Raw genomic sequence first — 15,511 nt, 5'->3', positions numbered from 1 at the left:
AAAGAGTAGGTCAAAAGGTAAAAAAACATTGAAACAAATTGAAAATAAGATCTTATCAACATTATATCTAAGTGAGATTACAGGAGAAAATCCCATAGAGAAAATTTTACAAAATAATATGATTTCAGAAAAACAAATTTCTGAAAAAATGGAAAAACTAACCCAAGATAATTTAGTTAATCAAGATGAAATGACATTAACTGAAATGGGCAGGGAGTCATTACGAGTAGTATTAGCAGGAGGAGTATTTGACATCATACATCCAGGCCATATTTCTACATTAAATGCAGCTAAGGCATTGGGAGATGTCTTAGTTGTGGTTGTAGCCACAGACAATACAGCTGTAAAAATGAAAAAAAGAAGACCCATTCACAGTCAGGAACAAAGACAAGAATTAGTTAATTCATTATCTGTAGTAGATTTATGTTTAATTGGACAAGAAAATGATATTTTTAAAACAGTTAATTTAGTTAAACCACAAATTATTGCATTAGGATATGATCAAGTTCATCAAGAACAATTCATTACAGAAGGATGTAAAAAAATCAAGTTAGATGCAAAAGTTGCCAGATTGCAATCACCTATTCCAGAAAGCTCTAGTTCTAAAATAGAAAAGGAATACGGGGAATCAATTCACGGAATCTAAGAATCTATTTCAATCTTTATTGAAATCTTTGAACCATCTTTCAATTTAGTGTTTTTACGAATACAGGTTTTGGAAATTAATTCAATTACGGATTCATCATGATGAGTTCGTTCAAGAATAATTAGTTGACATTTAATTGAATTATTTAATTTAGCAGAAAAACACTTTACCCAACCATATGTTCGCTTTCCATCAGAAAAACTTTTGATTTTAACTCCATCCAGAGTTTCAAATTGTTTCATTGCTTCCTGATGAATTTTTTTGTCTAAACGAACATTTAGAGTTCCAGGAAATGGAACATATCCAATTTTAGATTTAAACTGTTTTGTATATCCTTTCAATCCCATATAGTAAGCACCTTCACCCATTCCTGAAACTAAAGTTCCTTGAAGATTAACAACGGAAGGGTAAGAATCCAAACTTTTTTGCAACATAGAAGATAATTTCACAATCTCAGAATACCCTTTGTTAGTAATTTTTACAGATAGATTTCTTCCACTAATTATTCGAGAGATGAATTTGTTTTGTTCTAATTCTAACAAATGTTTTGAGGCAGCTTGTTGTGATTTATGGATATTTTTTCCTAATGCAGAAGTCGTTATTGTAACATAATTGTACTTTGCTCCTTTAGATAACAGATAAGAGAGAGTTAAGAGGTGCTGAATTTTTAGTTCAGTCATCTAAAATCCTAAGATACGCCTAAATCAGCGAATGTTTTTAGTGTCATGCCATCAGAGTTAGTTAATTTTGCAACTCTATGTCCAATAACACATTCAATTCCAGCATTTTTAGCACCTTCTAATAATCTCTTGGTGATTATTCCATCCAATAGAAGATATTTGATGCCAGATTGAGAGGATAATTTGCTTACTACTTCACTAATTGGAACTTTGAAGATTTCATTTTGATCACTATCTAATGCAACTGCTTCTAAAGTTTCATTAAGATTTGGGAAAATTTTTGAAGCAACATCTGCAATAGATTTATCATCCTCACTTTTTAATGCGGGGGAAGGTTTACCATTTTTAATTTCATCGGCAATTGGTTGTAAAATTTCGTCTAATCTTTGAGGAGTTAATTCTTCAACTTCAACACCAGTGTCAGCTTGTAATTCATAATCTAGAGTTACAACAGATTTTAATTCTTTGAGAATAAAACCACCTGCTCTATCACCATCAATAAATGCAACAACAGTATCTTTTTCTGAACATAATTCTTTAATTGACTCATCAATTTTTGCACCTTCAATTGCAAGAACATTATCATATCCAGCTCTCAAAAGATTAATCACATCAGCTCTACCTTCAACTAAAATAATCCAATTGGAATCAAAGACTCCAGAACTACAAGTTAATTTAGATGGTCCATAACTTGATAATTTTCCAGAATCACCTTGGTGAACGTCATTTAACATAGTTTCACCTTCACTAACTGTTTTAGTTGCCCATTTTTGTTTGATTTCTTTTGCACGTTTTACAATATCATCTTTCTTTGCTGCACGTACATCATCAATTGCATCTAAAGTAAATTTACAATCAAAAGGACCAACCTTATCAATACTTTCGATACCAGCTGCAATTAATGCACAAGTATCAATATCAGTACTCATTGGAATAACAGCATTACCATTTGTAGTATTAGCTGTTGATTTTGCAATAACTTCAATACGTCCTACTTTAGAAACTCGTTGCAGTTCATTCAAATTCATCTCTGGGCCCAACAGTCCTTCTGTTTGGCCAAAGATGGCTCCGATTATATCTGCTCTTTCAACGAGTCCATCAACTTCATAGGAAAGTTTAACGTGATATTTGACAATTCCTGATTGAGGCATAAATTCTTCATCTCCTTTATCATTATATCCTCATTTCCAAACTAGGATATATGAGGGTATCGCAAAATAGAGAAAATTTTCAATATAGCATACGCTAAAGATATTAAAAAATGAAAATAATGATACTAGTTTATTCAGTACTAAATGAGTGACCACATGAACAGGATTTTGTAACATTTGGATTATTAATTTTAAATCCAGATCCCATTAGGCTTTCAATATAGTCAACGTTTGCACCTTGTAAATGATCGACACTGTAACTGTCAACTAAGAGTTTAACTCCATTTTCTTCAAGAACCAAATCATCTTCTTCTGGTGCTTTTTCAAAGCCCATTCCATAAGATAATCCAGAACAACCACCACCTTGAACATATACTCGTAAGTATTCAGGTGATTCGGCTTCTTCTTTCATGAATTCATGAATTTTCTCAGCTGCTTTTGCAGTAACTGTAACCATTTTTTGTGTTTGTTCAGTTGCCATTATGATCAAAAATCAATTTTAAATTATAATAATCTTTTCCCCTGCAACACACTAGTAATTAAGATAGGCTCAAAATATAATAAAAATAAAAAGAGATTGAAATAGCTTATTTCTTGGATTTATTTACAAATGCAGTCATTCTTTCTTCACGATCAGGATGTGTAAAGCAATTTCTCCAAGCAAGGAGTTCAATAGAAAGACCAGTATCAAGATCTGCGTTTCTTCCTTTATTGATTGCGACTTTAGACATCTGAACACCCATTGTTGAACATCCAGCAATTTGTTGTGCCATTTTCAAAGCTTCTTCTTGTAAAGATGCAAGAGGTACTACTTGGTTAACTAAACCAATTTCTTTTGCCTCATCAGCTTTGATCATTTTTCCAGTATAGACAAGTTCTTTTGCCTTTGCTATTCCCACAATTCTCATTAATCTTTGTGTTCCACCCCATCCAGGAGGGATTCCGATTGTTACTTCTGGTTGGCCTAATCTGGCAGTATCAGCTGCAATTCGAATATCACAAGACATTGCAAGTTCACAACCTCCACCTAATGCAAATCCATTGATTGCTGCAATTGTTGGTTGTTTAACCAACTCTACAGTTGCAGTAACAAGTTGTCCAGTTTTTGCATATTCGACAGATTCATCTGCAGAAATTTTTGACATATATTCAATGTCAGCTCCTGCAGAAAATGCTTTTTCACCTTCACCAGTCAAAACGATAACTTTGACATTATCGTCATGGTTCAGAGTTTCAAAAGTTTTGATTAGTTCTTTTGCAACATCAGTATTCATTGCATTGAGTTTGTCAGGTCTGTTGATTTTGACAGTACAAATGCCATCAGAAGTAGATGTGGTAACTAGTGACATGAAAATTTGTCAAGATATGCGAGAATTAAATGTTATCTATTTTTTAGAAATTTTTCCCCATTGTTTGAGTGCAGATGCTGCTGCCACCCAAGTTCTGAGGTCTTGGTAAACTGGAACATTATGTTTTTCAATTAATTTAATCATCTTTTCGGTGTAAGGGCCACCGTTACCTCCACACAATAATGGTTTCTTTGATTTCTTTTGGAAAGCAGCTAAATGTTCAACAATTGTTTCTTCAAGCGGATCATCTTGGAATACAAACCAAGGCATTGCAATATCAATATTCTTTTCATCCATAAATTGTTGAATTACAAATCTATAATCTTCTGCAGTTGCACCGCCACCAACATCTGCAGGATTACCATTATGAATCGGTACAGCAGGTGGGAAGTGTGCCTTTAATTTCTTGACACCTTGAGGAGATAATTTTCCAATAGTAAGATCGAATTTTTCTAGTTGATCAATTCCACCAATCATTGGGCCAGCACCATTACTAGTCATTGCAACTTTATTGCCTTTTGCAGAAGGTTGCCATGCTAATGCCTTTAGTACACCTGCCAATTCTTGATAACTTTCAACTGAAATAATTCCTGCTTGTTTGAATGCACCCATAATAATTGCATTTGAACCACCAAGTGAGCCTGTATGAGATGCAGCTTGTTTTGCACCAGCAGCAGTTCTACCACTCTTCCAAATTACAATTGGTTTCTTTTTTTCTTTCATTACACGTTTTGCAACATTAATGAATTTTCTACCATCACCAAATCCTTCAACGTATAATCCAATTACTTTGGTTTGAGGATCATTTGCAGCATACCAAATCATATCTGCTTCATCAACATCAGAACGGTTACCAAAACTAATCATTTTTGACAATCCAAATACATCAGCAGATTCTAACATACTGATTCCCATGGTACCACTTTGGGAGAAGAATGCAACAGGACCTAATTTTGAACGTAACATTCTTTCTTGTCCTTGGAATGCACAATCAAGTCTATTTGCAGCATTGAACATTCCAATACAGTTAGGACCAATAATTCGGATTTTATGTTTTTTAGATAAACGTGCAACTTCTGCTTCATAATCTGCTCTTTCTCCACCAAGTTCTTTTCCTCCACCAGAAACAATTACAACACTATGAACACCTTTCTTTGCACAGTCCTCTAAAACTGGAGGAGTCATTGACAAATCTACTGAAACTACAACAAGATCAACATTTCCGGGAATATCTGCAACTGAAGGATAACATTTTTGTCCAAAGATTTCATCAGCCTTTGGATTAATTGGATATACCTTTCCTTTGAAATCATAATTTACTAAACTATCTAAAATTGAATTTCCAATTTTGCCAGGGGTTGCAGATGCACCAACAAGTGCTACAGATTTTGGAGTAAAGAAAGTCTCCATATCGGTAATGTTTGGTTTTTCCTTTGAGATAGAATTTTTCTTTTTCTCTTTATTTAGAATAATTTTTGCATCAACTACAAAATGAGATTTTGGATAAACAATTACGGGGTTAAAGTCAATACTGTTAACGTAATCTGCATTCTCAACACCCAATTTTCCAATATCTACTAACATTTTTGCAACTAGATTAGTATCAATTGGCTCACTTCCTCGGAAACCTTTGAGAAGTTTGGAGCCCTTTAATTCATTTAACATGGATTTTGCATCAGAAGTTGTAATTGGAAGCATTCTAAATGCAACATCTTTCATTACTTCTGTCATGATACCTCCCATTCCGACCATTATGATTGGGCCAAATTGAGAATCGTTTTGAATACCTACAATTAGTTCAATACCTTTTGGAACCATTTTTTCCAAAAGAATTCCTTTAACATCAACTCCTTTCTTTTTAGATAAACGACCAAACATGTCAGTGAATGTTTTTTTAACATCAGCAACATTGTCGAGTCCAACTTTAACTCCACCAACATCTGTTTTGTGTAAAATTTGTGGAGAAACTACTTTCATAACAAGTGGGAAACCAATTTTCTTTGCTTGTTTTGCTGCCTCATCAGCTGATGTAACTAAAGCATAAGGTGGTACTTTAACACCATAAGTTTTGAGAATAGATTTTGATAATTCTTCAGTGATAACTTTATGATCGGTTTGAATAGTTTCATCAAAAATTTTCTTGACAGCAGTCATTAGTCGATCGATGAAATCAAAACTCAATATATTAAACTTTGGTCAAAGCGAAAATTGTGATTTAAAATTTTTGTAAAAAGTTCCCATGTTAGATTTAACAGTGGAAATATTTCGATCAATATCTAAACGAATTTGTTGTGGATCTATGTGAGGGATTTTATGCAATTTTTCTTCGGTTTTGTCTAACCAAAGATTCACCATTTGTTCATTTACTTCAAGATGAAATTGGAGACCAATTGCACTTTTGTATTGAAATGCTTGATTTTGATAATTTTCAGATGAGGCCAATCTAGTAGCACCTGAAGGTAAATCAAAAGTATCCCCATGCCAATGAAATACTGAAAAAGGATTGTTAAATCCATCAAATAATTTAGAATTACTTGTAATAGTTAAATCATCATAAAATCCAATTTCAGTAATTGAACCCCTATATACAGAAGATCCAAAACTTTTTGCAATTAATTGAGAACCCAAACAAATTCCCAAAACAGGAATTGAATTTTCAACATAATTTTGAATTAATTTTTGCTCCTCAATTAAATATGGAAAATCATCATTTGCACTTTCTGGAGCTCCCAAGATTACTGCAAATGAAAAATGTTTTTTAGGAATTTCTTCATGTTTTGCATGAACTGATGTAATATCAAATCCATCATCAGACAATAATTGACCTAAATGTCCTGAGCCCTCAATTCTAGTATTTTGTACTAATAAAACATCAGACATTATAAAAATTAAAAATAATCAAACTATGGCCAAATGCCTTTATGATTAAATGCTTCTAGAACACGTTCAACAGCTAAAACCATAGTAGCTTTTCGCATGTCAACTTTGTGTTTTTTGGATAATGCATATGCATCTTTGAATCCTTGTGTGATATTTTTTTCCATCTTTGATGCAACTTCATCAAAACTCCAATAGTACCCCATATTGTTTTGAACCCATTCTAAATAGGAGATACAAACACCACCAGAATTTGCTAAAATATCAGGAACTACAAGAATTTTTTTCTTTTCAATTACAGGATCTGCTTCAGGTAATGTTGGTCCATTTGCGGCTTCACCAATAATTTTACAATTTAATTTTTCTGCAATTTTTGCAGTTATTTGATTTTCTAAGGCTCCAGGAATTAAAATTTCACATTTTGCAGTTAGTAATTCTTCAGTTGAAACTTTTTTGCTTCCAGTAAATCCTACAACTGATCCAGTTTTTTCTTTGTGTTCTAAAATTTTACTTACTTTGGCACCTTTAGGAATTAAAATTGAACCTTTGGAATCACTGACTCCAACTACAACTGCACCCATTTTTTCTAAATATTCACCAGCAAAAGTAGAAGCATTTCCAAATCCTTGTAAAATTACTTTTGCACCTTTTAATTTTATTTTCAAAGTTTTTGCAGCTTCTCTAACAGTATATGCTGTACCCAATCCAGTAGCAACATTTCTTGCTAAAGAACCACCCATAGGAATTGGTTTTCCAGTAATTACACCTGGAGAGTATTTGTTTCCATTTAATTTACTAAATGTATCCATAATTTGTGTCATTTCTCTACCAGTAGTATAAACATCAGGTGCAGGAATATCTTTCTCAGGTCCAATAATTTCTGCAATTTTGTAAGCAAAACCTCTAGTCAATCTTTCCATTTCTCCATCACTTAGTTTTTCAGTTTTTGGGTTTACGTAAATAGCGCCTTTTCCTCCACCTAAAGGAACATCAACAATTGCACATTTCCAAGTCATCCATGAAGATAATGCCATTACTTCTCTTTCCATATACTCAACACCACCTTCAGGGTTGAAATAACGAATGCCTCCTTTGTATGGACCTCTATCGTTATTGTGTTGACTTCTAAAACCAGTAAATACTCTAATTTTTCCATTATCCATTTTCACAGGAATTTTAACTCGCAACATTTTATTTGGCATTGCAAGATATTCACGAATTCCCTTATCATTAATTCCAAGTATGTCACAAGCATCATTAACTTGCTTAGTTGCATTGGCAAATGGATCAGATTTTACCATGATAACGATAGTAATCTAATTCAGATTATATAAGTTTGGTTTAAAATGTTATATTCAGATTTTAGGTTTTCAAAAATTCTAAAATAATTGAGAGATAATTACCCTTAAATTGACTGGGAATAAAGTTGTATTATCATGATGGCATCACGCGGTTACGACATGACACCAACAATGTATTCTCCCGATGGTAGAATTTATCAAGTCGAATATGCAATTGAGACGGTAAAAAGAGGGACATTAGCTATTGGCATCAGTACCAAACAAGGTGTAATCATGGCAGTAGAAGAAAAAGCAAGAACTTTACAAACTAAAAATATTACACAGAAAATTTTCCAAGTAGATTATCATATTGGAGTTGCAGCAGCAGGATATATTCCAGATGCACGAGTTCAAGTGGATAATGCAAGAGCATTCTCACAAGGAAATAGAATGACATATGATGAATCAGTAGAAATTGCTACTGTTTCAAAATACTTAGCAGATACAGCTCATCAATTTACTCAATATGGAGGAGTGCGTCCAAATGGAGTCTCAATGATTATTGCAGGAATTGATCAGAAAGGAGAAGCAATCTATGTAATTGATCCTAGCGGAACATATGTACAATTCACAGCAGTTGCAATTGGTGCAGGTGCAGATGAAGTCAATTCATTTTTAGAAAAAAATTATAATCCAGATATGAGTTTAGAAGATGCAGCAGCATTAGCTATTGCATGTATAAATTTGAAAGATGAAGTGAAAGATGAAATTAAGAATGTCAAAATGGCCAAAGTTTCATCAGAATCAAAAGTTTTTGAAAAAGTTTCAGAAGCAGATTTAGAAAATTATTCTAAAAATGTATCCAAATTTTCAAACGAATAGAAGTTTTAGATTTGAAAAATATTCAATCAGACATAAGGAGAATTTAGATAATGGGTTTAGGAAGTAGTTACTGGAGTGAAGTAATTGAGGTACTCCGCGAAATTATTCCAATTTATGATAAAGTAAATTCAATAATATCATTAGGAAAAGATGTAGAACATAGAAATCGAGGAATTTCAGGAAGAGTTCTCAAAGGAAATAAAATTCTAGATGCAGGTTCTGGCTTTGGAAACATGTCAAAAACAGCATTAAAACTAACAGACGGAGAAATTTCAATCACTCTTTATGATCCTCTTGTACCAATGCTGAAAAATACAGGCTCACATTTTGAAAAAATTCCAGATATGGCAAATGGAGTTTTTGAACATATTCCATTTAGAGATGAAGAATTTGATGCGGTGTTATGCGGTTATTCACTAAGAGATGCAATTAATTTGAGAGTTGCTATTTCTGAAATTCATCGAGTATTGAAAAAAGAGGGACGAATGGTAATTGTAGATTTAGGCAAACCAGATGAAAGTTTTATCAGAGCAGGGGTTGCATTTTATCTAAGATGTATTTTACCAATTCTTGCTTTTAGTGCAGGGGGAAAATTAGGATTAAAATTTGGAACACTTTATGGAACATTCAAAAGATGGCCACAAAATAAAAAATTGGAAGAATTGTTATTAGAGAAATTTTCGCGAGTAGAATTTGAAAAAGATCTTATGGGTGGCGCAATAATGGTTGCGGCATACAAATGAATAGAGTTCTAATCTTAGTAAATTTAACAGGATTAATCATAGGTATTTCATATGGGCTCCATGGTCCAATATTACCAATTTTTGCAAAAAATGTAATTGGTGCAACATATTCAGAATTAGGCCTTATTGGATTAGCAAATTTTGTACCATACATGTTCATTCCACTTTTTGTAGGAATATTACTAGATAGAATAAACAATGCATATCTATTAGCAATAGGAGCAGCAATCAATTCAGCATCAATCTATCTTTTATCCATTGCACAATCAGTTCCAGAATTATTAGGATTTAGAATAATGACAGGAGTAGCTCATGCATTTTTCTGGCCACCATGCGAATCAATTATTTCAAATGAAAGTACAGAGAAAAACAGAGTTAAAAACATCTCTTGGTTTACAATGTTTTTTGTTATGGGTTTCATGATAGGACCACTATTAGGAACAGCATTTTTAGAAAATCTGGACATCACATATAGAATATTATTCCAAATTGCAGCATTCATTTTAGCAGCAGCAATAATTACGGCGGTATTAGCATCAAAAAAGAGAATCAAAGTACACCACGAAAGATTTTCTTTTTCAGCAATTAAAGACATGAAAAAATTTCCAGAAGTAATTACATTACTAATTTTCTGTACATCATCATTTGGAATTATTCTAACAATTTTTCCGGCATATCTCAACGATAAAGGAATGAATGCAACTGATGTTTTGTATTTATTTTTTGCATTTGGAATTTCACGAGTAATTTCACTAGCATTAGCAGGAAAATTTGCAAAGAAAACAAGTCATACATTGATTGCAGCCACACTAGCAGTTTCTATAGGATTAGCAATTTCAGTTGTTGCAGATTCAATAATTACATTTGGAATTGCTTTGGTGTTAATGGGATTTGGATTTAGCATATTTTTCCCACTTACTTTAGAAATTATTTTAAGCAAAACAAAAAAAGGCATATCTGGAAAAATAATCGGAGCTTATGAAACAATTTTTGGATTAGGATGGGCAGTTGGACCAACTATAGGTGGACCAATAACACAGTCATTTGGAGACGAGACGCCATATATCATATTTTCAATTATTGGAATAGGAATTACAGTATTAGCTATCATATCAAGAAAAAAATTGGAACCGTTGAAAATTCAGGAAGGCCAATAATTCAAAATTAAAAAAAACGATTAGGCACAATTTCAAACATTACGTTTAATTTTAAATTAGAAAATATCTGAACATGTTAGAATATTCACTAAATATAGGTGGTAGTGAATGGATGATAATCATATTTGTTGCAGTGGTTCTAGTTTTAGGAACAGGAAAGCTTCCAGGTGCAGCTAAAAAAATGGGAAAAGTTGTTAGTGAATACAACAACGCCAAAAATGAAATTCAACAACAAATGAAAGAAGTGACTGAGGAAGTACCAAAAATTTCAGGGCCAGTTGAGACTGAAAGAGAAAAATTAGAAATGATTGCAAAATCAGCAGGCATCAAAACTGAAGGTAAGACAGATGATGAAATTCAAAAAGAGATATCTGCAAAAATGGGTCAAAAAACAACGGATACATCTGAAAAAAAATAAAAATTATTTTGATTGTTTAATTCGATAAAGATTTTTGTCTAATCTTTTTTTAGCAAATTTGTAATAATCAGGAACAATTTCAAATCCCAGATAACGACGATTGAGGGATTTACTTACAACTGCAGTTTGTCCAGAACCCAAAAAAGGATCAAAAACAATATCTTTTTTTTCACTAGAATATTCCAATAATTTTTTAATTATTTCTGAAGGAAGTTTAGTTGGAGTCTTTTCATCACCAGACCAATATTCTCTTTTAATATCCCAAACATCCTCTTTATCACGATAATGAAGACTTCGTCCATCTTCAGATTTATCATCTTTTTTAAATCTAGAAAAAGGGAAAAATTTTCTTTGTTTATCATCTTTACAAACATAGAGACAATGATAATGTGAGGTGACAAATTTCTTTTTTGTAACTACTCCAAACTGATATTTCCAGATAATATGATTAATGGTTATGAATCCAACATCATCCAAGGCACGTAAAATATCTTTGAGGTTATTCCAACCTGAAAAAACATACATACTTCCAGAATCTTTTAAAATTCTAAACACCTCACTCATCCAAGAAAACGTGAAATCATAGTAGTCTTCAGGTTTTATTTCATTGTATCCAGACAGAACTCTGGAAGCAGTTCTATTGTAATTAGCTTTTTTTGCTTTAAAATTAATAGCAAATGGAGGATCAGTGATTACAAGATTAATTTTATTTTTAGGGATTAATTTCATTCCATCAATACAGTTTTCATTGTAAATTTTGTTTATTTCCACTTTCTTCATTTTTAAATTAAAGATTGTTTCTAGGTTAATAATCTCATTGGTTAATAAGGAAATTAAACAATAAATCATCAAATATTTCTAATATAATAGATCTTGAAATTTTCATGTCCAAAATGTAAATCAAAAATTGAAATTCAAAAAACATTCAATAAAAAAATGCATGTGTCGTGTAGTAAATGCGGAATTCAAGATATCCTAGAATTTTCGAAAAATCCTGATGAAGTGTTTCTAGAATTTCTAGCAAGATTTGACAAAGGATTAGTTAAACAAAAAGAACTAACTGATGAATTAGCAGACGAAGGGATAATCAGAACAAAAAAAGAAATTAATGAAATGATCGGAGAATCAAATCCAGAAAAATTTCTGGAAGAAATTTTACATTCAAAAAAAGATTTTATTTCTGATTATAAAATTTTGAAAAATTCTGAGCCTAAAATGGGATGTAAAGTTGAAGAATTAGGATTAGATGAAAATATTTCAAATTTTCTAAATGAATCAAAAATTAAACAATTCTATAAATTTCAAGAAGATGCAATACAAGAAATAGTATTTGGAGAAAATATTGTCATTGAAGCACCAACCGCATCAGGAAAAACAGAGGCATTTTTAATTCCAGTTATTCAAAGAATAAAAAAAGAATCAAATCAAGGTAAGATTTTTGCAATTTTTGTATATCCAACAAAAGCATTAGCTAGAGATCAATTTCCAAAAATTCAAAAATTTGCAGATAAAATTAAAATTAATGTTAAAGTTTTTGATGGAGATACAAAAATAGAAGAAAGAAGAGAAATTATTGATACACCACCAGAAATCATAATTACCAATTTTGATGTTCTACATTATCATTTATGGCATCAAACTAAATTTTCAAATCTATTAAATTCAACAGAGATTCTAGTAGTGGATGAAGCACATGTTTATTCAGGAATTTTTGGATCTAATGTTCATTACATAATAAAAAGACTAAAACGAATTTGCAAAAATAAACTACAATTTGTTGCAGCATCAGCAACACTTGAGGATGCTAAAACATTTTGTGAGCAATTATTTGGAGAGAAAATGCAATTAGTAAAGGGTTCAGGCAAAAAGGGGGAAACCGATTTTGTGATGGTATTTCCAACACTTAGAACTCAGAGAAATCTCATGGTAGAATTGACAAAAAAATTAACAGATAAAAATCATAAGACAATGATTTTTAGCAATTCGCATTTGAATGCTGAACTTCTAGCAATGCAAACAAAAAAACAAAAAATCAACATCAAAGTACATCGAGCAGGATTAATGGCCAATTATAGAATGTCAGTTGAAAAACAATTCAAAGAAGACAAATTACAAGCAATTTCATGCACGCCTACCCTAGAATTAGGCATAGATGTTGGAAATGTTGATTGTGTTATTTCATCTACAATTCCAGTAAACAGACTGACTCAAAGAATAGGAAGAGCTGCAAGAAAAGGACAAAGAGGATATGCATTTTTAGCATTAGGTAATGATCCCATTTCACAATATTACAAAAATCATCCTAATGATTATTTTGAAGATATTGAAAAAACATACATTGACCCAAAGAATCCATTTGTAGAAGAATTTCAAATTCTAGCCATTGCTTGCGATAAACCAATTTCAAAACATGAATTAAAAGAACATGAAAAAATGATTGAATATCATGTAACAGAAGGAAATTTAATAGAATTAAACAATAGAATTGTTCCCAATTTTGAAAAAATTAATTCAATTTTAAATGACTATAGCATTAGGGGTATTGGTAAATCAATAGATATTTTTCTAAATGAAAAAAAAGTAGGTGACAGAATACTACCTATTGCCTTAGAAGAATTACATAAAGATGCAATCTATTTTCTAGCTGGTTCACGCTACAAAGTAAAAGAATTGAATTATCCAAAAAATAATTATGCTAAAATTGAAAGAGTGCAAAAAGATTATCCATACTATACAAAATCATTAACAGAAGAATGGCCAACAATTGAAACAATATTTGAAAAAAGAAATGCAGGAGGAATTGAAATAGCATTTTGCAAATTGCATATAGAGAAAAAAGTTTATGGTTATGTGAATATAGAATTAGGGCAAGAAGTTGCACAAGGTGAAAAAGTGATGTTAGACATACCGCTAGAATACGACTTTATTACAAAAGGAATTGTGTTTCATGCACCAAGACCTCTAGAAGTTATGGAGAAATCTGAAGATGAAGAATATACAGAAGCCAGTGGATATCACGCTACAGAACATGTTGTAATTGAGGGAAGCAATATGATAACAGGAGGAGTATCTCAAGATTTAGGAGGAATTTCTTTAGGGACATCAGGTTTGATTTTCATTTATGATGGTGCCATTGGAGGCAGTGGTGCCAGTAAAGCATTATACGATAGATTCGAAAAGGCACTTGAAAGAAGTATGCATATTGTTAAAGAATGCCCGTGTAAAAATGAAGCAGGATGTCCAAGATGTACATTTTCATACAGATGTGGAAACAATAACGAATTTTTACATAAATATTCAGCATTAGAAATTCTAGAAAGAATCAACAATGGAGAGAAAACAGAGTTGATTGATCCAATGGAAGGAGACAAACCATTAGTATGAAAAAAAATCAAAATGGGATAAATATAAGAAAAAAATAACATAACTATGGAAAAAGTTGCTCTTGTAACAGGTAGCTCATCAGGGATTGGATTAGAAACAGTTTTGGCACTAGCAAGAGACGGGTATCTAACATTTGCAAGTATGAGAGATATAAAAAAATCAGCAGAATTAGAATATGCTGCAAAAAAAGAAAATCTCAAAATAAAAATTATCCAATTAGATGTGGATAAAGAAGAATCAATAGTTTCAGCAATTAAAGAAATTTCAACAGAATGTGGAAGATTAGATGTTTTAGTAAATAATGCAGGATATGGTCAATTTGGATGTACTGAGGATATAACATTAGAAGATTTTAGAAAACAATTTGAAACAAATTTTTTCAGCATTGTTAGAATAATTCAAGAAGTATCTCCAATTATGAGAAATCAAAAATCAGGAATTATTGTAAATATCAGTTCAGTGGTAGGAAAAATAGGATTACCAGGTTCACCAGCCTACATCAGTACAAAATTTGCTTTGGAAGGATTCAGCGAATGTTTAAGATATGAGCTTGGTCAATTTGGAATTAAAACCACTTTAATTGAACCAGGAGTGATTAAAACAAATTTTTTCAATTCTATGAAAGTACCAGAATCAAAAACAGATACTAAATACAAAGAATTAACTGATCACATTTTGGCAGGTCTCAAAATGATGGCAGAGATGGGTACACCACCATCACAAGTCGCAGAAGTAATTATGAAAGCAATTCATAGTGATGAAATTTTACCACGTTATATCGTAGGCACCGATGCAGCCATGTTTATGGAGGCAAAACAGACCAAAACAGACCTAGAATTTGAAAAATATATGAGTAAAGAGCTGTTTCCAGGCTAAAAATCACTTTATGTTAAATTATATACAGATACAGAGGAGTTTTTGTCAAAGTCCACAAATATAAGATG

Annotated in this window: 15 protein-coding genes; 7 read left to right on the top strand and 8 right to left on the bottom strand. The window is 31.9% G+C overall.

What is annotated here, in order from left to right; translation table 11 throughout:
• Positions 1-28 precede the first annotated feature (28 nt).
• A complete protein-coding gene (locus NMSP_RS01905; RefSeq protein ID WP_086908329.1) occupies positions 29-646 on the top strand; it encodes an FAD synthase family protein in 618 nt (205 codons plus the stop codon).
• Here NMSP_RS01905 and NMSP_RS01900 read toward each other — a convergent pair.
• The 7 genes from NMSP_RS01900 to NMSP_RS01870 form a co-directional block, all read right to left on the bottom strand.
• Positions 643-1,326, bottom strand: coding sequence for a DUF120 domain-containing protein (locus tag NMSP_RS01900; RefSeq protein WP_086907202.1), 684 nt, complete (start codon positions 1,324-1,326; stop codon positions 643-645). The two genes, NMSP_RS01905 and NMSP_RS01900, sit on opposite strands and share 4 nt — an antisense overlap.
• An 8-nt stretch (positions 1,327-1,334) precedes the next feature.
• Positions 1,335-2,477 carry a DNA primase DnaG gene (gene dnaG, locus NMSP_RS01895; protein WP_086907201.1) on the bottom strand — a complete coding sequence of 381 codons (1,143 nt, stop codon included), beginning with the start codon at positions 2,475-2,477 and terminating at the stop codon, positions 1,335-1,337.
• Positions 2,478-2,607: 130 nt separating this feature from the next.
• Positions 2,608-2,958 (bottom strand): iron-sulfur cluster insertion protein ErpA, encoded by a 351-nt coding sequence (gene erpA / locus NMSP_RS01890; RefSeq protein WP_086907200.1) that lies wholly within the window; start codon positions 2,956-2,958, stop codon positions 2,608-2,610.
• Between the two features lie 106 nt (positions 2,959-3,064).
• Positions 3,065-3,826, bottom strand: a complete 762-nt coding sequence (locus tag NMSP_RS01885; RefSeq protein WP_086907199.1) for an enoyl-CoA hydratase/isomerase family protein — start codon at positions 3,824-3,826, stop codon at positions 3,065-3,067.
• Between the two features lie 36 nt (positions 3,827-3,862).
• Entirely contained in the window at positions 3,863-5,980 is a 2,118-nt protein-coding gene (locus tag NMSP_RS01880) for a 3-hydroxypropionate--CoA ligase (protein ID WP_086908328.1), read from the bottom strand.
• Between the two features lie 42 nt (positions 5,981-6,022).
• On the bottom strand, positions 6,023-6,706 hold the full coding sequence (locus tag NMSP_RS01875; RefSeq protein ID WP_086907198.1) for a type 1 glutamine amidotransferase: 684 nt from the start codon (positions 6,704-6,706) through the stop codon (positions 6,023-6,025).
• A gap of 23 nt (positions 6,707-6,729) precedes the next feature.
• Positions 6,730-8,004, bottom strand: coding sequence for a Glu/Leu/Phe/Val family dehydrogenase (locus NMSP_RS01870; RefSeq protein ID WP_086907197.1), 1,275 nt, complete (start codon positions 8,002-8,004; stop codon positions 6,730-6,732).
• Positions 8,005-8,139: 135 nt separating this feature from the next.
• On the opposite strand from NMSP_RS01870, the gene NMSP_RS01865 reads away from it, so the two are divergent.
• The 4 genes from NMSP_RS01865 to NMSP_RS01850 all read left to right on the top strand — a co-directional run bounded on the left by NMSP_RS01865 (position 8,140) and on the right by NMSP_RS01850 (position 11,183).
• Positions 8,140-8,865 (top strand): archaeal proteasome endopeptidase complex subunit alpha, encoded by a 726-nt coding sequence (locus NMSP_RS01865; RefSeq protein WP_086907196.1) that lies wholly within the window; start codon positions 8,140-8,142, stop codon positions 8,863-8,865.
• Positions 8,866-8,915: 50 nt separating this feature from the next.
• Entirely contained in the window at positions 8,916-9,608 is a 693-nt protein-coding gene (locus tag NMSP_RS01860; RefSeq protein ID WP_086907195.1) for a class I SAM-dependent methyltransferase, read from the top strand.
• Positions 9,605-10,765, top strand: a complete 1,161-nt coding sequence (locus tag NMSP_RS01855) for an MFS transporter (protein ID WP_086907194.1) — start codon at positions 9,605-9,607, stop codon at positions 10,763-10,765. Before NMSP_RS01860 ends, NMSP_RS01855 begins: the two co-directional genes overlap by 4 nt.
• A 73-nt stretch (positions 10,766-10,838) precedes the next feature.
• On the top strand, positions 10,839-11,183 hold the full coding sequence (locus NMSP_RS01850; protein WP_086907193.1) for a Sec-independent protein translocase subunit TatA/TatB: 345 nt from the start codon (positions 10,839-10,841) through the stop codon (positions 11,181-11,183).
• A gap of 3 nt (positions 11,184-11,186) precedes the next feature.
• Here NMSP_RS01850 and NMSP_RS01845 read toward each other — a convergent pair whose 3' ends face one another.
• Complete coding sequence (locus tag NMSP_RS01845) at positions 11,187-11,963, bottom strand: DNA-methyltransferase (RefSeq protein ID WP_086908327.1); 777 nt, start codon at positions 11,961-11,963, stop codon at positions 11,187-11,189.
• 93 nt (positions 11,964-12,056) lie between these two features.
• Here NMSP_RS01845 and NMSP_RS01840 point away from each other — a divergent pair, with 93 nt between their 5' ends.
• Positions 12,057-14,567, top strand: coding sequence for a DEAD/DEAH box helicase (locus NMSP_RS01840; protein WP_086907192.1), 2,511 nt, complete (start codon positions 12,057-12,059; stop codon positions 14,565-14,567).
• A gap of 45 nt (positions 14,568-14,612) precedes the next feature.
• Complete coding sequence (locus NMSP_RS01835; RefSeq protein WP_086907191.1) at positions 14,613-15,443, top strand: SDR family oxidoreductase; 831 nt, start codon at positions 14,613-14,615, stop codon at positions 15,441-15,443.
• The last annotated feature ends 68 nt before the right edge of the window (positions 15,444-15,511 follow it).

It is taken from the genome of Candidatus Nitrosomarinus catalina (genome assembly GCF_002156965.1).
GTDB lineage: Archaea > Thermoproteota > Nitrososphaeria > Nitrososphaerales > Nitrosopumilaceae > Nitrosopumilus > Nitrosopumilus catalinensis.
The sequence above is the reverse complement of the archived record's forward strand: the minus strand, read 5'-3'. Positions and strand labels throughout refer to the sequence as shown.